At 45.0% G+C, this 20639-nt stretch carries 17 protein-coding genes and 1 pseudogene; 5 read left to right on the top strand and 13 right to left on the bottom strand.

Features of this window, described 5'->3' with window-relative positions; genetic code table 11:
• Window positions 1-516: 516 nt before the first annotated feature.
• Together UF75_RS16815 and UF75_RS16820 are read right to left on the bottom strand one after the other, a co-directional pair.
• A complete protein-coding gene (locus UF75_RS16815; RefSeq protein ID WP_045575741.1) occupies window positions 517-1248 on the bottom strand; it encodes a hypothetical protein in 732 nt (243 codons plus the stop codon).
• A 388-nt stretch (window positions 1249-1636) separates the two neighbouring features.
• Window positions 1637-1831 carry a hypothetical protein gene (locus UF75_RS16820; RefSeq protein WP_156146488.1) on the bottom strand — a complete coding sequence of 65 codons (195 nt, stop codon included), beginning with the start codon at window positions 1829-1831 and terminating at the stop codon, window positions 1637-1639.
• A 913-nt stretch (window positions 1832-2744) separates the two neighbouring features.
• Here UF75_RS16820 and UF75_RS16825 point away from each other — a divergent pair.
• Complete coding sequence (locus UF75_RS16825; RefSeq protein ID WP_242860292.1) at window positions 2745-3149, top strand: BlaI/MecI/CopY family transcriptional regulator; 405 nt, start codon at window positions 2745-2747, stop codon at window positions 3147-3149.
• Window positions 3150-3253: 104 nt separating this feature from the next.
• Here the strand turns inward: UF75_RS16825 and UF75_RS28400 are convergent, their stop codons facing one another.
• Window positions 3254-3475: a hypothetical protein gene (locus UF75_RS28400; protein ID WP_156146490.1), complete on the bottom strand. Its 222-nt coding sequence runs from the start codon at window positions 3473-3475 to the stop codon at window positions 3254-3256.
• Window positions 3476-3589: 114 nt separating this feature from the next.
• Between UF75_RS28400 and UF75_RS16830 the strand changes: the two genes are divergently transcribed.
• Entirely contained in the window at window positions 3590-3841 is a 252-nt protein-coding gene (locus tag UF75_RS16830) for a hypothetical protein (RefSeq protein WP_045575744.1), read from the top strand.
• Window positions 3842-3876: 35 nt separating this feature from the next.
• Here UF75_RS16830 and UF75_RS16835 read toward each other — a convergent pair whose 3' ends face one another.
• Both UF75_RS16835 and UF75_RS16840 read right to left on the bottom strand, forming a co-directional pair.
• Window positions 3877-5571: a sigma-70 family RNA polymerase sigma factor gene (locus tag UF75_RS16835; protein WP_045575745.1), complete on the bottom strand. Its 1695-nt coding sequence runs from the start codon at window positions 5569-5571 to the stop codon at window positions 3877-3879.
• 511 nt (window positions 5572-6082) lie between these two features.
• Complete coding sequence (locus UF75_RS16840) at window positions 6083-7150, bottom strand: alcohol dehydrogenase catalytic domain-containing protein (protein ID WP_052693376.1); 1068 nt, start codon at window positions 7148-7150, stop codon at window positions 6083-6085.
• A gap of 356 nt (window positions 7151-7506) precedes the next feature.
• Between UF75_RS16840 and UF75_RS16845 the strand changes: the two genes are divergently transcribed.
• Both UF75_RS16845 and UF75_RS16850 read left to right on the top strand, forming a co-directional pair.
• Window positions 7507-8799: a hypothetical protein gene (locus UF75_RS16845; protein WP_045575746.1), complete on the top strand. Its 1293-nt coding sequence runs from the start codon at window positions 7507-7509 to the stop codon at window positions 8797-8799.
• Window positions 8796-9082 (top strand): annotated as a pseudogene (locus UF75_RS16850) (EscU/YscU/HrcU family type III secretion system export apparatus switch protein). The gene UF75_RS16845 and the pseudogene UF75_RS16850 overlap by 4 nt, the downstream one beginning before the upstream one ends.
• 88 nt (window positions 9083-9170) lie before the next feature.
• On the opposite strand, the gene UF75_RS16855 reads toward UF75_RS16850, so the two are convergent.
• The 6 genes from UF75_RS16855 to UF75_RS16880 form a co-directional block, all read right to left on the bottom strand.
• Window positions 9171-9701: a DUF3102 domain-containing protein gene (locus UF75_RS16855; RefSeq protein ID WP_052693378.1), complete on the bottom strand. Its 531-nt coding sequence runs from the start codon at window positions 9699-9701 to the stop codon at window positions 9171-9173.
• 6 nt (window positions 9702-9707) lie between these two features.
• Entirely contained in the window at window positions 9708-10424 is a 717-nt protein-coding gene (locus tag UF75_RS16860; protein ID WP_045575747.1) for a phage Gp37/Gp68 family protein, read from the bottom strand.
• Between the two features lie 209 nt (window positions 10425-10633).
• Window positions 10634-11263: a three-Cys-motif partner protein TcmP gene (gene tcmP / locus UF75_RS16865; RefSeq protein WP_045575748.1), complete on the bottom strand. Its 630-nt coding sequence runs from the start codon at window positions 11261-11263 to the stop codon at window positions 10634-10636.
• Between the two features lie 246 nt (window positions 11264-11509).
• Entirely contained in the window at window positions 11510-12604 is a 1095-nt protein-coding gene (locus UF75_RS16870; RefSeq protein ID WP_045575749.1) for a plasmid pRiA4b ORF-3 family protein, read from the bottom strand.
• 51 nt (window positions 12605-12655) lie between these two features.
• Entirely contained in the window at window positions 12656-13258 is a 603-nt protein-coding gene (locus UF75_RS16875) for a 3'-5' exonuclease (protein ID WP_242860293.1), read from the bottom strand.
• 306 nt (window positions 13259-13564) lie between these two features.
• A complete protein-coding gene (locus tag UF75_RS16880; protein ID WP_045575751.1) occupies window positions 13565-13777 on the bottom strand; it encodes a helix-turn-helix transcriptional regulator in 213 nt (70 codons plus the stop codon).
• Between the two features lie 125 nt (window positions 13778-13902).
• Here UF75_RS16880 and UF75_RS30780 point away from each other — a divergent pair, with 125 nt between their 5' ends.
• Entirely contained in the window at window positions 13903-14034 is a 132-nt protein-coding gene (locus tag UF75_RS30780; RefSeq protein WP_282433811.1) for a hypothetical protein, read from the top strand.
• Window positions 14035-14088: 54 nt separating this feature from the next.
• Here the strand turns inward: UF75_RS30780 and UF75_RS30240 are convergent, their stop codons facing one another.
• The gene (locus tag UF75_RS30240; RefSeq protein WP_348983068.1) at window positions 14089-14616 is read right to left on the bottom strand and encodes a cell wall-binding repeat-containing protein; all 528 of its coding nucleotides are present in this window, start codon (window positions 14614-14616) and stop codon (window positions 14089-14091) included.
• Window positions 14617-14628: 12 nt separating this feature from the next.
• Window positions 14629-20478: a X2-like carbohydrate binding domain-containing protein gene (locus UF75_RS30245; protein ID WP_052693380.1), complete on the bottom strand. Its 5850-nt coding sequence runs from the start codon at window positions 20476-20478 to the stop codon at window positions 14629-14631.
• Window positions 20479-20639 lie beyond the last annotated feature (161 nt).

Here is a 20639-nt window from a genome sequence, read left to right on the forward strand (position 1 = left end):
AATTTCGGAATATTAAAAAAATTAAAAGGAGAATGATTGAAAATGTTGATTATTTTAATAATAGGTACATGTTTCTTGCAATATTATTTTTCTGTTAAGAAAAAATAAATGGTTAGGCTTAATAATTCCAATTATAAATATATTATATTCTCTTGTAACAATATATATGGTATCTTCGTTTTTAAATAATTTCAAAATATCGGATTCAATTTTTCAATTTCTTATTATTAATATTACAACAATCATTTTCTTAACTATTTATTATTTTTGTAGAAGAAAAGTTAAAAAAAATGAAATTGATAAAATGAATATTCAAGATTTATAGTACCTCAATCTGGCGTTTGACAGTAAAAAAACTGAAACCTCGGCTTTGAAGTATAGTTTTTTGAACTCAACTGTCAAAATGGGGTTTGATGGGAAACCCTAACATCAAGAGAGAGCATCGCTATCTACCAATAAAGTAGTTTTGAGATGCTCCCTCTATTTTTAGATTATGATTCTGGACAACAATGCCTATTAATAGCTTTCTAACCAACCACCAGCATCGTTATCAACATCTCCCCATACTCCAAGTTCAGCACTACCATATTGGATGCCATAACCCTCAATCATAGCACCAAATGTTACATCATTAGTAGAGTATGCAGTTGTACCATCATCCCATTCTGTTGGCTCATCTCCCCACTCACTCATAAGTAATGGGTTATAGTTTATAGATGTCCAATGACGACTTCCTTGAATGTCTATTATACTTGTTCCATCATGGGAGTAGTTTACATAACTAGTAGTTTGGAGTATTTTGACACCAAAAAGAGTTACGTATCTTTGATAGGTTGCTTTTCTATATTCAACTGTGGACATTATAGAAAAGTTTTTTGATGCAATATTAATAGGTTCATTAGTTTCAGTCAAAGTTACAATGACATCACCATTAGCTAAGCTTTTCGATTCTCCCGGTTTCAAAGGTGTAGAAAAAGCATTTGCAAAAAGCTTTCCGTCTTTCAAATAGCCAACAAATTTGTCTTTTTGTTCTTTAGTTAAATTTTGGTACTTTGTCAATACCTTTTTAGCATCGGAATCATTGGTTTTCCCTTTTAACCACGTTTCATAATCATTAGCTGATTCAACTTTACTATAAGAAGGCTGTATAGACTGTGTAGTATCTGTTTTAGCATAGGCAACCGATGACATCGTCAAAATAATTAATGTAACACACGAAATTAAAGACAAAATTTTCTTTTTCAACATCTTAATAATACCTCCTAAAAATATAATATTACCCTTCATACAAATGCTTTAACTTTTTTAAACAGAATACTTAACTGCCCATTGGAACCACCGCCTCTCTGGTACTTATGCTTAAAGTTAAGATTGATTTATGCCCCCAAATTATGCCACCACAAATGTATTTTTATAATATCATCAAAAACTCTTTATGCAGTAAGATAGAAAAACTAGTATATTTTTTTGGTAAAACTTAAAGTTTTAGATATCGGAAATGGAACCTGTTTATTTTGCCACAGATGCTATAATAACCGTACGCAGAGTTTCCGCACCAGTATTGTTTTCTGCCACAGTAAACGTGCCAGGACAAAGTATAGCGTTCGGACATCACAAGAGCGGCGGTCCTCTCTGTTCAGGGCATGGCCGCCGCTCTTTTTTTTGCGATCATCTTCCCTGTTAATTCTTTTAGAGTATATATAGGAAAGGTTCCTCGATTCCAACCAACTGAAGCAAGCTGTGCTTCGGTATATTCTAATGCCGCATATCCTTCCTTAATGACAGTTTGTCCGGCATCCTGTATGACAATAGTGATTTTATATTCCATCAAACATTTTGTTTGTGGAACATACCACGTAAAAGTTTTCCCAACAACTGGGGGAACACTGGATGTTTGTGCTTTTAGTGTGCCATAGTCAGTTGCAGTCCCCCGGACAGTTACACTGTCAAGGGAATCCGCTCCAATATTTCCAACCTAAACGTTTATTTTATCATAATATGGTGTTATAGTGATCGGTACACCATTTGGCAATGACTTTTGTTCAGACTCAGGGGAATTTGAAACATTATCATTTACAAAAGTCATCTGGTTTTTACTTCCTTTCCGCTTAGCCGAAAGACGCTTTTTCGCGAGAAATATAACAACAATGCATGGAGTGATTGGTGGAAGACCGCTACCCGTATATGGAGGCATTCTCAGATAAAGAGGCAGAAAGTTGGCTGCTGGCGCATGTTCACGCGCTGGAATGGATGGGGGTCGTGCTAAGATTGCTCCCTCCTTCAACTTGAGTTCCCGGATTGTGTAACGAGAGACCCTAAAAACCTGCGTAAATGCAAAGAAGCTCCATTGTCATAAATGCTTTAAGTGTAACAATGAATTAATGAACAAATTTACGGCGAGGCCTTGATGTTACAGCATTCTTAAATTGACCTCGTTATAAATTCCGGGAACTTAGGTTTCAAAATAGCGCCATCAGGACTGGACCTGATCGAACAAATTACTCTGCGGAATTTAAAGCCAGAGTCGTATTAGAGATATTATCAGAAACCACAATGAGTATAACGATCACCTGTTTTAACAGTTAAGAAAGAAACAGTTATGTTTAATATGACTGTATAATATTATAGATATATTAGTCTGTCAATATATAATTTAGTTATTTTTTGCTTTACAATCTATCAATTTTTGTATAATATTATATTACCTATCGTTAGATTACATTAGAAATGAGGCTATAAACTTGGTGGGAAAAGATACTTTAGATTTAACAAAAAACGAGCTGGAAATTATGAGTCTCATGTGGGTACAGCATAAACCCCTTTCCCGTTCTGAAATTATTGAGCTTTCCCCTGAAAGATCATGGAAAGCCAGTTCGATTCATATCTTGTTAAATCAGTTATTAGAAAAAAAAGCCATCGTGGTTGATGGCTATGTAAAGACCGGGAAAAATTACGGAAGAACCTATTCCGCTGCAATAACTCCGGAAGAGTATCAAGCGATGCAAGTCAAACAAGGCGCCGTTTTTTTTCAGTCTAAATCAGCTGCTCTCACCAGCCTCGTATCGGAGCTTGTAAAAGACGAAGATATCGATGATGAAACGCTGGATAGGCTGGAAGCTATATTGCGTGAGAAGAGGCGCGGAGGTTAATAGGATATGATGATTACGGCCTATTCAGTTCTTACGGCTATCATATGGTGCAACGTATTTATTTGCGTTGTAGCGCTGATAAGGCGACGTGACAGTTTTATTATTTATTTCAGCATTTTTCCGTTGCTTTTTTGGGTGTTTGCCAGTATTTTTCGGCTGCTGTGTTCTATAGAACTTCCAATCACAACCGTCATCCGATCTGAAGTGATCTTACCGGCTGTAATAGATTCTTTTACAAACCACTGTTCATTGTGGGTAACAGCGACAGTACCGTAAATATCGCAACTATACTGATTGTTATCTGGGCAGGGGGATGTTTCTATCACATTCAAAAATACATAAGGTCATTAATACGGTAAAATTAAAGACAATCGATAGTGAGCCGTATTTAACATTACCAATAAAATAAACAAAATATACGGAAAGGGGACTCTATTAAGATGAGGAGAGTTTTAACCGGTTTTTCTATTTTTGCCTTAACGGTGGTCTTTCTAGGAGGTGGTTTTTCTTCTGCGGGTGAAGTCTATGCAGCTGAAATAAACAGCAAGCTGAACATTTCAGGCTATGAAGAGACTTCGGTGGCTCGCGCCGAAGAAACTGTTTGGTATTACCGGCTACAAAATGGTGTAACGGAAAAGCGTCTGTGGTCTATTACCAGAAGAGTATGGCTCACCGATTGGATGCCCGCGTAACCAAGTGATGTAATTATAGAAACTTAGAAATGATGTCACAACTCATCCTTTTCCAGCTGCCCGCCGCAGGAATAATAGGAACCATGGTCCTGCCAATCGAGCATGTATTTGACGCCCGCCAAGTCGATCTTGATCAGTCCTCCGGTGACTTTCCTGCCGTCAAACTCAAGTTCAACGGGTTCCATACTTGAATTTGGCGGCAGATTGGTATGCGGCACCGGTCCCTGGGTAACAATCAACAACGGGGTTTGCTCACCCAGGACGGAATAGGTACCGAGCAGTACCCCTTTCCCCTCTTTTACTTCAACCCATTGGTGTTTGATCTTATAGTTTTGACCGGCTAAACTATAGGGCGCTTGATCTAAACGCTCTGCTGCCTCAGTCAGAGTTATATCCTGAGGCAAATGGAGGATTTGACTGTTTTCTTCCTCAATGGTTACCCCTTCAGGAAGGTCCAGTTCAAACAGGGAATCAGGCAGTCCCTGATTGAGGCGAAGCTCCCTCACTTCCCGACGGTTTACCAGTTCTCCTTTGACATTATAATATTCCGTTCGTATTGGCATCCAGGTTTCTTTGTCCATCCAGTGATGAGTATTCATTTCCCCCAGCCCGGGAACTTGTTCACTGAATTGGACATGAAGAACCGGTCGACCTTGCAGATATTCCGTACCTAAGATCCGACTGGATTTATTCTCGGCCATCGCCTTGAGACTGTCCGGGAAATTAAAGTTGCCACGTTCTCTGTATTCCTGACTTAAGATAAGTTTTCTGACTTGGCGCTTATCGGCAAGCCAAGTCAGCATTATTCCGTCTTTTATAATGACCGTTATGGGACCCGTTGCCCCACTGTCCCCATCAGTCCGATAGCAATCAGGCTTCTTGAACCAGATATGGGAGGTCATGGTCGTCGGTTTTCCCTGCTCAAAGAAAGTCGCATCCACGATTTCCTCGTAATCCTCTGTTTTCTCTATCACCGCCTGCACCTTATCCTTAATCTCGGCTACGGAAAGGGTCATTTTTCCGGTCAGAGAATGCAAGAATGTCAAAAAGTCCTTTTGCTTTTTCATCTCCTGTTGCCATGCAGGGTTTTGCGCCAGTTCTTGTTCAAAGGCATTTCTGGCCGCTGCCTCCATGGTTCCTTCCAAATAGTCACATATTCGGTCCTTTATATCTGATGGCTCTAGCGTCATGTCTACTCGCTCCTTTGGCTTTTTTCTATACTGCTTCAGTGTCTCCTGCAGACGGGCCCTCGCCCTAAATAATCGCGACTTGACCGTTCCCAGCGGAAGATTGTGTTCTTCCGAAGCTTCCTGCAAATTCAATCCTCTTACATCAATGTCCAGCAGGATTTGCTGTTGTTCCAGAGGCAGCCTTTGAATTGCCTGCCCCAATTCCAGCTTGAGCGTGACAGCATCCTCAACAGACAATTCCCCGGTGCTCAGTAGTTCCGGTGTTATCCCCGGCATTACTCTGCTACTCAAGCGCAGCAATAGGTATAGTTCATTGGTTAATATCCGCCGCCACCAACCGGTAAAAGCGCCGTCATCGTTTAAACCTGACAGGTTATTAAAAACCTTCAGCATCGTGTTTTGTACAGCGTCCTGGGCCAGATCCTTATCTCTCAGCAGGCAGAAAGCCTGTTTGGAGGCCTGGGGATAGATTTCCCGGATTAATTCTTCCCAAGCGTCAAGGTCGCCCTGCCGAGCCCTCCCAATCAGATCTTTTTTCACGCTTTGATCCTCACCTCAACTATTTCAATTCGAAATGCATTTCAGTACTTAGGATTCATAATGGGGTTAAAAAGTTCCACTGTTTTTAAATATTATCATAAGCCTAGTCTAGGCATTTTTATTTATCTTCTATTTTGTATATAACAAAGGACCCATATGTAGGCTGGTTGCATATTTTACAATTCATGGGTATAATATAAGAAAAGGACTGATGTGTTGCAAGCACGCCAGCCCGGCAGATTGTCTAACCAAACGGTTAGCCCGAATTAGAGATTACAAGAAATAACCGCCATCCGGCTAGGGGCGGTTATTTCTTCTTCATGATCATAACACATAATCTTCCAGACAAAAAGATGAAACTTTTCTCTGACTATTCACAGAGTTCAGGCCGCCTCACAAAACGAGGCGGCCTGATTTGTTCCGCTGCCAAAGGTTAAACTTGAAGGATTCTGTTCCTCACAGCGATGCTAAGGTCCTGTTCCTTCACTATCAATCCTCCAACCGCTTTTATTTAACTATCTCTCTCATAAGGAGTTATTGCCCATTTGACACAACCGTCTTTTTGGCGTCCAAAAACATCGTAACCTTCCAAAATATTATTTAAAGGTTTTTTGTGTGTTAGCATAAAACGTGCATCTAGTTTACCTTCTTGTATTTTTTGCAGCATTTCTCCAATACCTTCTGCTTTATGAATTCCCATTTTTATTGTAAGGTTCTTAGAGAAAATTTTATCCATGTGTATGGTTAAAGGTTTAGAAAATACTGCTACTGTAGACACGATTCCGCCAAATTTAGTAATTCTTGTGGCAAGTTCAAAAGTTTGTTGGACACCACCCGATTCGATGGTTGCATCCACGCCGGCCCCATTGGTGATCTCTTTAATTCTCTCTTTAACATTTTCTGTGCTTGAATTGATAACCGCATCAACTGCGTGATTACGTTGTAAAAGTTCTAAACGCTCAGGCAACAAATCAATGGCAATCACTTTCTTTGCTCCAAAAATTGATTTGGCAATTAAACAAGCTGACATTCCAACAGGGCCAACCCCGATAACGGCAACTGTTTTTTCGGGATTAACTTCCGCATTTTTCACGCCAAACCAACCTGTTGCTAACATATCGGGTAAGAGAATGACATCTTCTTCTTTTAAGTCGCCGGGTATGGGTATGCAGAACATGTCCGCTTTGGGTATCAGTACATATTCCGCTTGTGACCCTTCGAGTTTCCCAACACCAAATATACCATATTTCTCACATAAGCTCGGCATGCCGCTTTGGCACATTTTACATCGGCCACAGAATACAGCTGGAAAAACAATACAACGCATGCCAGGTTTTAGATGTGTAACCTCAGAGCCGGTTTCGACGATTTCTACACAAAACTCATGGCCTACTATTTTGGGTATCGAAGCGGTTGGAATATGGCCTTGCACCATATGAATATCGCTTGTACAAATTGCTGCTAAAGTAACTTTACCAATAGCATCCGTGGGGCTGGTGATTTTAGGTACCGGCACATCATCTAAGCTATAGTTGCCTGGCCCATGATAGACCAGAGCTTTCATCATCCCCTGCAACATCTCTTCAACTCCTTTAGTATCTCTGATTCAACATTAATTAAGAAATGAATGTTCATTCATAATCTTCTAAGTATTATAACACATAAAATAATATTTAAAATATTCTTAACTTAACTTTTTATAGCGAAAGTTTTTCACAACGATAGCTGCATTTTGCGGCTGATCAGCTTCCAGCTTCCAGTTTCAAATCTTAGGTAAACGAAAACCGATGAGCGGATTCATGTTATTAACCTAAGAATTTCAGTTAACTAAGGCTAATTGTAGAGACCGCGGTAAAACCAAGATCTAAATTTGTCTGAAATGGAATCAAAAACTGGTATAATTAAAAGTAAACGTATAAGTTTCGAGGTGTTAACGTGCAAATCGGATCAATTCCTAACACTATTGTAGCAATGCCTGGTAAGGATTGGTTTCAAATAGGGCAAAAGATAATCATTGAAATGTTAAGCCAGGTAGACGATGGCAAAGCGACTATTTTGGTTAATGGAAAATCACTTCAAGCTTCTTTAGAGTTCGAAGCAAAACCCGGGGATAAATTTCAGGCTGTTGTTAAAAACTTTTTGAACAATACGTTAGTTCTAAGCCGGGATACTGAAGTTCAGAAATCTATTATCGCTATGCCTGGCAAGGACTCGTTTCAAATAGGGCAAAAGATAATCGTTGAAATGTTAAGCCAGGCAGACGATGGCAAAGCGTCTATTTTGGCTAATGGAAAATCAGTTCAAGCTTTTTTAGATTTCGAAGCAAAACCTGGGGATAAATTTCAGGCTGTCGTTAAAAACTTTTTGAACAATACGTTAGTTCTAAGCCGGGATACTGAAGTTCAGAAACCAGTGGAATCCGTCCTATCAAACACGTTAAATACGGTATTGGCTAATCGCGGTTTACCTAATAATGAGTTATTTGTTTATTTATTAAACGATGCGCAAACTGCTTCATATCCAGAAATCCTCAAAAATTCTGATCTTCCGGAAGAACTATTACAAAAATTTTATGATTTAATACCCAGCTTAAAAGGGCTGTCAAAACAAGAAACAGCAGGACAATTAAAATCCTTTTTAAAACTACTTGGACTAAATTATGAGCACCGATTGTTTGATAGTTTAATCAAAGGACAAGGGGGAAATTTTGAGGAACTTGCTCAGTTAAAAGATACCCTAAAAGCCCAGCTTCTTAGCCTGACGAACACTCACCCCTCTTCATCGGTTATTAATCAATTATTAGATAAGATCACAGGCCAGCAATTATGGCACGATACCGGTGTGGATGGTAATGGTTATATGTTAGCCGAAATTCCTATTAGACATGACCAGGAAGTCAAATCAATTAAACTTGCCATTCAAGGAAGCCGTAAAAATGGTAAGCTTGATCCTCAACACTGTCGCATCGCATTACAAACTGAAACACCTAATCTCGGACCGATTGGCATTGATGCTTTCTTTTCTATGAATCAACTTTCGTTAAGTCTATTAACGAAAAATCCAGACACTTTATCAGTACTTATTGATGGTCTGATGCCCGAAGTAAAAAGGAACTTTCAAATGATAGGCGTTAACTTAACCTCTATTCATCTCAAACCTTTAGATAATTCGGAATTTCATACATTGCTTAAAGGAGAAGCAAAGAACGGAGTGGACGTATTGACATGAAAGAAAAAGCAGTTGCCTTAGCTTACGATCAGATCGGGGCCTCAAAAATAGTACTCTCAGGGCAAGGTGAAGTTGCACGACATTTGATCGAAGCTGCTCAGGAACTAGGTATTCCAATACAAACGGATGCCCAATTAGTCGAAGCTTTAATAAAAATTGATATTGGTCAAGAGATCCCACCAGAACTCTATAAACCGTGGCTGAAATTCTTGAGTTAATTTTTAGATTGGATTCTGAATGGAGTGTATATTACGATTCGACGACGGAGCCACTGTTCCGGTAATCATAAGCCCCTTCTCCTCAAGGCATTTATTAATAACCTGCGCCGGATGTTTGATGACAATTTGCTGCAACTGAAGCTCCCAGGGCTATCATTTCTTTTGTTTTAATGTCTGCGTCCGTTCATTGACCGCTTTCCTGAGTTCCTGATTGGTCATTCCTTCGATATCCATATCAATGATAAATTGCGCCCGTTCCTCCTTTGGGATACCTAAAAGAAGCACCGCCTGGCTGTAGTTTAGATTCGGATTCGGATTCGAATCCGAATTTGAGGAGGTAAGCTGTTCGGCTCCGTACTCTTTGAAGATACGCATCAGTTTATTGGCCCTGCTCTGGGAGAAATCGACCGACTCCTCCAGCCACTTGCCTGTAGACGCAGACCATTTGCCGTTCGATCCCAATGAGACAAAGGCTTCCCTGAGAGAAATAAATCGCGGGGAAGCCTTTATGGTTGAGGGAGAATAGTCCTTTTCCGACTTGTTCAAGGTCACGAAAAACACATCCAGCTTCTTCTCAGCTAGGTTGAGAACTCCTTCACGAAATGGGCTTCTCTTTCGTTCCGTATGCTTTCCCAGAGCCTTGGATGTTGATTTGTATACTTTTTTGGGGATCGGGAGCAGCATTGTCAGTTATTTGGCCCCGATTTCCGGCATAGCGTCCCAGGTTTGCCCAAGCAATAACCGTCCATTTTTCTTCTTGTTTATTCCACCCCATTGTTTGAAATAAAAGCTAACACCTTGTTGATCGCATTCATTCTTGATTGACAATACCCACTCAGAGTCCATCCTTCGAGACTTAAACCCACTTTCTCCACCAACAATCGCCCAGTCCACGCCCGTTAAATCAAGGTTTTTAACCTCATCTATTAGCGGTTCAAAGGAAATAAATCGGACCTTCGCATTTACTTTCCTCAAGGAATCAATGCGGTATTTATATTGATCGCTTTCGACGGTTACCCCTTGCCAGACGTTAGAGCTCCAGTTCAGATAAGGAGCCAGTTCTTCAAGTCGTTCTGCTCTCTTCGTTAGAACTTGGAAGGTATGCCAGGATGCTTTGTTCATAATCCTAAAAATCCTTTGGATAAAATCTAAAGGGATGTCTTCATGGAACAGATCCGACATGGAATTTACGAAGATTAGAGAAGGTTTTTTCCACTTTAAAGGATCAGTCAGGCAATATTCGTGGAGTGTAACCTCAAATCCATTAACATATTTCTTATTTCCCATTAACTTTAGACGTTGCGCCATGACAGCAGCATAACAGTTTTTACATCCATCAGATATCTTCGTACAACCGGTAACCGGGTTCCAAGTATTTTCTGTCCATTCAATTTTTGATTTAGACATTTTTATCGCCTCGTTTTATAAATTACTATTAACTGTGTGTTAAAATGTGGTCCACAGCTTTTAGAGAAAGATTTATTGCAGAAGATGATAGATTGCTTACAGCAAAACACAATAGAAATAACGGTGAGTTGTTTTTAGGATTTCGCAAGGTAAGAGGATTCGAAGATACTCCCGGAAATACTGCTTTTAATCGTTTAATTATGTAGGCTTTAATTTGTTCGATTGAAGCTCTTGTCAACATCACCGAATAATGTCAGTTGGGGTGATTCTTTATATATTTCCTGTTCCCACATAGTAGTCCCTAATACTTGATGAAGTTTCAGCCTATGAGATTCAGGGATATTTCCATGTCGAGGTAATACCCTATTAACGGCTGATAGCGGGAAAAGATACCAAACGTCGAACGCTTTCGTATTTGCTATTGAAGATAAGGAATCCCAATTCAAATTCATAGCATACGGATCAAGGAAAATTACCCCGCGCCAATAATTACTAAACCACGAAAAGGAATCTATCGTTTTCAAAAGTTGGTTACAGTCACCCAACAAGAACTCAATATTCTTATTTGTAGCCTTCTGAGTAATATTGTCTTCTAACTTTTTCAGATATTCATGATTACTGTCAATGAAAATATACCGATCGAATGGGTAGTCAATTGCTCTTACAGCCGAGCCAGGGATAGATCCGATACCTGGGATATCGACATCTCCACTACCTGCGAATGCATCAATATAACATAGCTTAAAGTTTTGGTTTTTCATAGCTTGCACAAAAAAACTCAAATATTTCTCCAATATGTCCAATTTCAGTAGGGTCCACGGTCCACCAAATGCTTGCACCTTATCCCCTCCTTTTAAGAACATTTGTTCCATTACCATTCTAATCCCTGTAATAGATTGTTACAATAGGTAACCCAAAATATTCCACAGATAAAGTTCATAACAGATTCCACTTAACCATTCACCAAAGGTATTAATCTCTTAGCAAGCACCTAATACCACTCGCTTCAAAAGGCTAACGCGAGACAAAAGTTGTCTCGCGTTGCTTCATTTTTCTATGCTTAATATTAGTTGCTATTAATATCACTATACACGCAAGATAGTTTCTAGCCGTTTATTGATTAATTCCATATCAAAGTTTCTGTACCATTGGCTCTGAGCCCACTTCTGCATCGATTCATAGTCAACATGGTTCGGATCTGCCATGATTTTTAAAAATTCCACGTATCCCGGAATGCCCCCCACATCTTCCGGTGGTGCATTACCTTCCCCCATTAAGCAAACCGGATAGGTTTTATTATGCTCAGTATTTGTCCCCCGAATGGTAATTTCATGCTCCCAGTTGTCGCCGTAATCATAGCAATAAGTAATCTTATAACGCTGCCTGGCATATTCCGAGAAGCTAACCTCTGAATCTAAACGCATTGGGCAGTCCGGCCTTGGTTCAAAAACTTCTTCAAATTCACTAATCACCTTTAAAACGCACTTATTTGCCTCGTCCAAAATATCAAAATCATACATATGATAACTTTTCCAACCGAATACTGCTTGTAATATGATATGAAGCTGTTTAAACGTAATATCTACAGGAGTAATAACTCGTCTCCAGGCTGTGTGGCGATCTAAATTCAGCTTGACCATTATATCGACTGCCTCACACTTAACGATTTCTTCCCCGGCAAAAAGCTTGAAATCCCTGTATAAAAGGGCATGTGGGTATGTATAATCAGCTTCCTGGGTAATTTTTATAAGATCATTATTCATCCTTTTGGCAACGTTAGTCTGATAAAGTTCCTTTGTTTCTAAGCTATCATCAAATATGTTTACCCGTTCACAGGCTTTATTGAGGCGAGCAACATATTTAGCACCTCTGGTCTTAGAGAAAACTAACTCTCCAGCTACTTTCAAATACCTTTCGATGATTTCGCTCTTTATTTTCTCGTCTCTCAAGCAATTTCTAATTCCTTGGATAAGTAACTCATTTATGTGTTTGAAATCTTTTGCTTTCAAACCATGCAGGACAAATCCATATCGATTGCTGTCGTTGACTGCGACAAGTGTCTTTCTGCGCTTCACCGTGATTAAATGCACACTCCAACAAAATAAATCGTTTTCTTCAGTTCCTTTCCCAGGCACTATCCCCATCTCGTCATTTAGTTTTTTTGTACAGCATATTTGCATTTTTTCCCTCCTAAGTCCAAGAACTTAATCATATATCTATTAGACGAGATTCTAAGCCTTTTTAGATGTTCGCTTCGCTATGCTGCACGGGTTATATCCTCCTGCGTACAATTTACCAAGCCTCATTCCCACAAGAGCCGCGAGCTCTTTTATTGTGGTTACTCCCCTGGCAGATAAGGCTGACAATAAGACATTACCACAGGCGATGGCATCTTCTAAAGCGTTATGATGGGCAAAATCGTGGTTTAGAAATTTGCAAACCGTATCAAGTTTATAGTTATCTAAGCCACTCCACGTCTTAAGCGCCGTTTTGTAGGTACATAAATAGTCTACTTCAGGATATGGAATTTCGTATAAGTCTAAAATATGACGCAACACCGACATATCAAAGGAAGCGTTGTGCGCAATAACATAGGCATTCTCAAAGAGAGGACTAATCTGCCCATAAATGAGATCGAATTCTGGAGCGTCCTTTACATCTTGCGCTTTAATTCCATGGATTGAGACATTTAAAGGGTCGAAGTAATTATACCGAGGATGTGGTTTTATAAGCCAATAGTTAGTATCGACGATCTGTCCTTCTTCAAGAACTGCAATTCCAACCGAGCAGGCGCTGCCAATAAATCCGTTCGCGGTTTCAAAATCTATACACACGGCTCTCAATGAACTCTCCTCCTATTTCTCTGCATTCTTTGAGCAAGCCAGATAATTGTCTTTTGCACAGTTTTTAGCACAGTTTACTCATACACAATTCTGCTTTTTTCTGCTGAACCCTAACTGCAGCTATTGCTATTTCTAGGCGGCCCGGAACTCAAACAGAAAAGCCTGAATCACCTGAAGTCTGAAAGGCGGCCACGTGGCCGCTACTTCTCGCCTAACTTGTGGCAAGACAAACTAAGCACCGAGATATACAGTGCATCCTATCTTACTTTTAATTTTACAGCTATGATCCTCTGAACATTAACGATAGGGCCTTTTATTATTAGTCAGTCCCACCAGATAGTCGATACTGGTTTTATAGAATTCAGCAAGTTTAATAAGCGAGGTACTAGGAATATCCAGAACACCGCTTTCATATCTGGAATAGGTTGTTTGGCTTACCTTCAGCAAGGTGGCAAGCTCTTGCTGAGTCAAATCCTTGTCCTCTCGTAAATCACGCAATCGTTGGTACATGATGTTCACCCCAACACTATTTTATAGTATGCGATAATTGCATATTGATAATTATGCGAAAAACGCATAAAATAGTGAGTGTAAACCACTATTTGAGGTGAAGAACATTGGTCAATTATAAAGAAATGTATAGTATACTCTTCAACAAAATGACAGATATCATTGAAGAAATTCAGCAGATACAGCGCCAAACTGAAGAAATGTATTTAGATAGTAAAGACAGTGAATTTGTTCTTCTGAAGTCAGGTCTTAAATGAAAAAAAGCAATCCCAGGCTTAAAAAACCCCGGATTGCTTTTTTGATCGACTTCTTTATTGCTTGAGCAGTTGCTTTATTTGCTGCTCGATGTCCTTGCCAACCACGGCCTCTCCGCCGAAGATAATCGTTTCAGCCGGTTTTCTGGACTCTACAAAATCTGCTGTCTGAGCAGGGAGGTTGCTGTCTGTCAGAATGATCGGAGCCTTGTATTTTGCCGCATATACGCTGCCGGCCAGAGCATCCTGAAAATTATTTCCTGTAGCCAGGCACATGGTCTGGCTTCCTAAGTTAAAGTATTTCGCGATAGCCAGTGAGGTGGCAAAGCTGTCAGCGCCGCCGATCCTGACAATATTCTCCGCTGCCAAACCGGTGATCTCGGCAGCCTGACTCTCCGCGGCCTGGCTGATTGCCCCCTCAAGTCCGATAATATATAGTTTGCTTGGCCTGATAGCGGCGATCTCCTGACACACAGCTTCGGCGATTCCGTCTTTTTGCACCAAGAGGATGGGAAACTGATTCTGAGCCGCAGCGCTGCTGACAGCCAAAGCGTCGGGATAGTTTTCTCCACTGACCAGTACGATCGGGGTTCCCGGCTAGACGTTTAACTCTTTGGCTATTGCAACGGCGGTATCGTAACGGGTTTCCCCGGCTACCCTGATGATACGGCTAAAGCCGCTATTCTGTATTTTATCTTCCATGCCGCTGCTGACAACGGCGGTACCACCCAGAATATTGACTGTGCCCTCCGGCTCCAGCTTAGCTTTCAGGTAATTCATGACCTTTGCCTGATCTGCTTCAGAGCTGCCTACCAAGAGAATAGGTGCCTTGAGCTGATAGGCCAGAACACTTCCGGCCAAAGCGTCCGGATAAGAATCGGCTGTGGCTAAAACTACGTTGGTTATCTTATCCGGGTAAGTCGCGCCGGCAACGGACAGCGCCGTGTCGATTTTGGTTTGCCCGGCAAGCCGTGAGAGCCCGGAGGCGACAATCACCGGAGCTTGCGGGTATTTATTGTAGATGTTGTAGAGGAATCCCGCCACTTCAGCACGGGTGGTATAGGAGCGCGGATTCAGCTTATCTCCGGAACTTTCGATCAGCTCTGCATCGACCAGGGTGGCCAGGCTGTTTGCCGCATACTCGGCAATATCTCCCTTGTCGCTGAATTGATCCAGAACTCTGCAGTTATCCGATGCTTTCAGCCCTTGGTATTTCTCCAGAGCGCGGGTGGCCAACATCATCATGTCCTGTCTGGATATGCTTTCCGTCGGGTTGAACCGGTTTCCGCTGTCTGCGGCGATGCCCAGCTTTTTGGCGGTGCCTACAGCGATGTAATAGTAAGCATCCGGCTGAACATCGTCAAAGTTGTCGGTGAAGTCGGCCGTGAGCCCCAGCGTATTAACGAGCATTACCATAAAGTCAGCTTTGCTGATATTCACGTTTGGGGAGAAGGTATCATCGCCGGTTTCGCTGGTTATGCCTTTGGAGGCCAGGACCTCGATAGCCTTTCGTGCCCATTCTGCTCCGCCAAGGTCGCTGAAGGTCTTATGCACATAGGCTACTGCGTAATTGCTGAAGTGGCTGGTGAAAAAGGTCACGGTTCCCGCAGCCGGGTCGTAGCGGCCGTTGGCTACCGAAACCGCACGACCGGCACCGTCGATGTACCAGATGACGATGCCTTCGGGGTTCGCCAGTTCCTTAGCGGTGGGCGTATAGGGTATACTCACCGTCACCGGCGCGTTGGGATTGCTCCAGTCGGTCTGCTTGCCTTCGACATACAGGCTAAGCGAAATCAATGGTTTGTCGCCGATGGCGGCTTTCACATGGCCGGGCAGAGTGCTCTTATCGCCCTGACCGATGGTGATTTCGGCTTTGCTTCCGCTGATTCCTGCAACGCCGGTCAGCATATTGGTGGGCACGGTGACGCTGCCTGTATCGGTATTAAGCGTCAGTTTACCCTGAACATCCGTCGTTGACAGGTCAGAAACCGGGATACCGACGGAATAAGTATCCACGCCGGGGATTGAAGGTACCGTGATCACCGTTCCGCCCAGAGTGAGCTTCTCCGAGCCTAAGTCTATGGATGCACAACCGCTATCTCCGTCAACTGTGACGGGAAGAGTCGTTTCACTGCCGTCTCCGGCTTTAACATCCACGTTATAGGTCTGTGTTGGCGGGGTTACCGATGTTGGCGGAGTCCTGTTTCCGCCGCCACCTCCGCCTCCGCCGGTCGGGGCTGCATTGATGGTGATGATTAAAGCCTTTGTAGCGCTGCCGACAGCATTTGTCGCTTTCACGGTGAAGCTGAAGGAACTCGCCGCTGTGGGCGTACCGGATATGACGCCGCCGCTTGAAAGCGTCAGGCCGTTTGGCAGGCTGCCGCCTTCGATCGTCCAGGTGATGGGCGTGTCACCGTCAGCCGTGAGGGATCTGCTGTAAGCCGTGCCCACCCTGCCGCCCGGCAGGGTGGTTATGGTGATGGCCGGAGCCGTGCCTGTCGGTGATGCCGGAGTCAGTGTGATAACCTTTTCTCCGTACACGCCGGAGCTGTCGTTCGCCGTGGCGCGGACGGTGACCGTTCCGACGGCCGTCGCCGTAAGCAGACCGCTGGCGTCGATGGTCGCACCGCTTCCGGCTTCGATGCTCCATGTGACGCTCGTGTCGGTGGCACTCACCGGCGTCACGTCAGCCAGCATTTGCAGAGTGCTTCCGACCTGAACGCTGGATACTCCACCGGTACCCGTTACGGCAATCCCCGTAACAAGTACGGTGGGTGCCCCCCCTATGGTGAAGTTAATGGTATATACCTTGGTTGTTGAACCATCCTCGGCGGTAACCGTCACCGTGGCGCTGCCCGGCAGAGACGGAGCCGGTGTAACGGTACATCCCGCATTGGGGTCAACCGTCGTCGCAGTAATGGTGGCGCCGGATGCGCCAAAGGGCAGTACCACATCGTATTCGGTATCATCCGGGTCAAATCCGTTGACGGGTGTCCCATTAACCGCAAGACTGCTCAAATCGGCATTACTGCTCGGAACATAGCCGTCCACAACTTCTACGGTGAAGGTTGCCGCAGCTCCGGTGTCGAAGGTGATATCGAAATCAAGGGCGGCACCCGTCGTATGCGTAAGGCCTGACAGGCAGCTGTCCTTGATGGTCAACTCATTACCGACAAGGGTGAAATCGGTATCGGCCGCCAGAGTGTCTGCGCCACAGACCACACCGGTGACGGTTGACGCGCTGTTCCATGTGATGGTTGTCGTCATATCTGCCGGAGCATTCAGGTCGTAATTGCGGGACACAGGACTGATCGTGGGCGGCGTGGTGTCGGAGACAGCAATGGTCAGCGTCGCCGCCGGGCCCGCATTGAATTCAACCGTCAGCAGCAGGCCGCCGGTGGGCTGCGTCACCAGATACTCCTTCTTTATAGTTAGAGTATTGCCTGACACGTTGTAGTTACTTGCTCCAAGGGTAGTTCCGGCCGCTTTTACATCGCTTATGCCGGTGGCGCTGCCCCATGTAACGCTGGTCTGAACGTCGGCAGGAGCAAACTTGTCAAAACTGCCGGTGTTGGGGGAAATCGTCGCGTCGCTTACCGGTGAGGGATTTACCGTTATATTGAAGTCCAGCGAATAATCCGTGCTTTCGGTCAGGCCGTTTGTTATGGTTGCTCTCACGCTGACGGTTCCCGCCACCGTAGTGGAGAGTGTATTTTCGGAAACCGTTGCGCCGGTCGTTCCCGCGTTCTGGACGCTCCAGACGATGGTCTGGTTCGTGGCGTTGGCGGGGGCGACTGAACCGATAAGCGGCAGGTCAACCCCCGCGGTTGCTGCAGCAGGTACATCGTTGATGCCTGTTACCGGCACGAAGGCGAGAGGTGCTACAGTTACACTGATACCGATGCTTAAAGAGACATTGTTCGGATTGACCACACCACTCGTCAACGTCACGGTTCCGCTCACTATGAAGGTCTGTGCGGTGGTGATGGACGGATCATAGGAACTTGAAGCCACATTCCAAGTCACATTCCCGCTGACATTGCCGTCATTGGTGACCAATGTTACCATGGACGGCAGACCCAGCGCGGAGGCCGTTTTTGCCGTGCCGTTTGCTACGCCGGTAATGGCCGTGGGTGCAGTTACGCTGACCAGGATTTTATCTAAAGGAGCATCCGCATCCACCGTGAGGGAGATATCCTCCGACGTACCGGCGAAGTCGGTTTCGTTATTTCCCTTGATTTCCTCGTTGAACAACCGCAGGGTATAGGTTCCTTCCGGCATATCTGCCGGAAGCGTGATGCTCGCGGTGCCGTCCGACTCAACCGAGCCGCCGGTCAAATCCACAAGTTTGCCGTAGTATTTTATGGTGTTGTTCGCTCCTTGAATCACGCAGGAAATGTATTTGCCTGTTCCCGTCACCGCGCCGGTAAAGCCCACCGCGAGCGCGGCCCCCGGCCTGACGGTTTTTGGACTTTTGTCGCTTACGCTCAGGTTGAGCCGAGCGGTGTCCGTATCCTTCATGGTAAATTTCATCGGGCCGGTCGGCTGTGAAAACGCCGACAGGATGTCGCTGGCGGCACCGGGCTTACCGCCTGTAGCGGGGGATGTGAAGAAGACGGATTGCAGATTCATCCGAAATGCGGGGCGGAGGGCATGGTAGGCAGTGGTAGCGCTGCCGGGAGCATCGAAAGGATTAACATTACCGGTTGAGTCTACAAACATCCCTCTAATGTTGGCAGTGCCCGGAGAACGCAGCCACCAGCCGTCCGTTCCGCTAAATAGGCGGAGGCTTGACGGAAGTTGCTGGTACTCGTAGTCGCTCAGCGGCCAAAGCTTGGCGTCATCAACCTGAGCTCCGTAAATTTTGTCGGGATCGTAAGTGGGGTCGATATAGTAGACGTTGCCGCCCTCCAAGGTACGTCCCTGAACCAAATCCTGCTCTCTTGCTGCGGGAAGTCCGTTAAACGCGGTGTCCATGGCGATTTTCAGGGTAGAGTCGCTGTAACTGCAGTATTGCGAGGCGCTTGAGTCAAATCTCAAGGTACCGCCAAAGCTCTGACCATCCTGTAAGAGCAGCGTCATGGTGTTGGCGGCGCTGTAGACACCCTGGCCGTTATTCCCGATGACCGCCCACTGCTTGCCCCCGAAGCCGAGAATTGCGGTAAGCGGTATGGAAGATGTCCAACTGCCCGTGGTGAATGTATGATCACCGCTTGACCGCATCACATTGTTCGCTTGATCCTTGAAGCCCGAGATGGTGACGGTATATTCCGTGTCGTTATTCAGACCGGTATACCCGACGGTATAGGTTTTATTGCCGTTGCTCCAGGCACCGCCGCTGAGGGCTTTCGTCTCGCCTCCGCCGCTGAGCGACACGGCACCGACGCCCGCCGAGGTATTCATCGGGTCGCTGAAGGTGATGACGATTTGGCCGCTGGTGGCCACATCCGCTGCGCCCTTCGCGGGTGTCAGCGCGGCAACGGCGGGCAGCGCATCCACCGTGAGAGAGATATCCTCCGGCGGACTGGCGAAGTCGGTGACGTTATCGCCGTTGATTTGCTCGTTGAACAGCCTCAGGGTATAGGCTCCAGCCGGCAAGTCCACGGGAAACGTGATGTCCGCCACACCGTCCGCTGACGCCGAACCGCCGGTCAGATCCTTCAGCTTGCCGTAGTATTGGACGCTGCCGTCCGCTCCCACGAGCACGCAAGAAACATATTTACCCGTTCCTGTCTTCGCCCCGGTATAAGCCACGGAAAACGTTTCGCCAGCGGAGACGGTGCGGGGGGTTTTGTCACCCACGCCCAGATTAAGGACGGCGGGGTTTGAATTTTTCAGGGTTAATTTTATTACGCTGGAGCCTGACAGCGGAGTGACCGACGACAAGGTGCTGCCCGCAGCACCGGTTTTGCCGCCTGCGGCGGGAGAGGTAAATAGAAAGGTCCCCGTATATATTTGAAAAGCGGGACGAAGACCACGGCTTGGGGAAGAGGAAGATACGTCAGTGCCTATCTCATAGAGGGTGGAATCTTTGACCATAGCCTCGGCAGAATCAATATAGCCGGGAGAACGCAGCCACCAGCCGTCAGTATCTCCGAATGCACGGGCGCTTGTCGGAAGCTGATTGTACTCAGAGACGCTCAGCGGCCAGAATTTAGCGCCTTCAACCGGGTCTCCGGCAATTTTGTCGGAGTCGTAGCTGCCTGTGCCCTGGTTGCCGCTGTCGCCCGCCAAAGTGCGATCTTGAATCAGATTCTTTTCCGTGCCGACAGGCGACCAGCCGCTGCTAAACGCCGTGTCCATCGCGGCTTTCAGTTCGGACACGCTGTAACTGTTGTTCGATGCAGCAAAAAAAGTTTTAGCGCCAACGCTTTGCCCGCTCTTCAGCAATAGGGTCATGGTATTGGCGGCACTGTATACGCCTTGCCCGTGGCTGCCGATGACCACCCATTGCTTGCCCCCAAAGCCGACGGTCGAGGCTAGAGATATGGAGGATGTGGAACCGCCCGTGGTGAATTGGTTAGCGCTGTTAGCCGTCATCGTATTGTCCGTTAAGTCCTTGAAGCCGGAGATGCTGACGGTGTATTGCGTGTCAGTGTTAAGGCCGG

The sequence above is a fragment of the Desulfosporosinus sp. I2 genome (assembly GCF_000960765.1).
Lineage (GTDB): Bacteria > Bacillota > Desulfitobacteriia > Desulfitobacteriales > Desulfitobacteriaceae > Desulfosporosinus.

Bases quoted from the DNA above. Each gene is read 5' to 3' on its own strand.
- UF75_RS16815 (WP_045575741.1), bottom strand. From the start codon at position 1,248: ATGTTGAAAAAGAAAATTTTGTCTTTAATTTCGTGTGTTACATTAATT.
- UF75_RS16830 (WP_045575744.1), top strand. From the start codon at position 3,590: ATGAGGAGAGTTTTAACCGGTTTTTCTATTTTTGCCTTAACGGTGGTC.
- UF75_RS16840 (WP_052693376.1), bottom strand. From the start codon at position 7,150: ATGTTGCAGGGGATGATGAAAGCTCTGGTCTATCATGGGCCAGGCAAC.
- UF75_RS16855 (WP_052693378.1), bottom strand. From the start codon at position 9,701: ATGCTGCTCCCGATCCCCAAAAAAGTATACAAATCAACATCCAAGGCT.
- UF75_RS16860 (WP_045575747.1), bottom strand. From the start codon at position 10,424: ATGTCTAAATCAAAAATTGAATGGACAGAAAATACTTGGAACCCGGTT.
- UF75_RS16870 (WP_045575749.1), bottom strand. From the start codon at position 12,604: ATGCAAATATGCTGTACAAAAAAACTAAATGACGAGATGGGGATAGTG.
- UF75_RS16880 (WP_045575751.1), bottom strand. From the start codon at position 13,777: ATGTACCAACGATTGCGTGATTTACGAGAGGACAAGGATTTGACTCAG.
- UF75_RS30780 (WP_282433811.1), top strand. From the start codon at position 13,903: ATGTATAGTATACTCTTCAACAAAATGACAGATATCATTGAAGAAATT.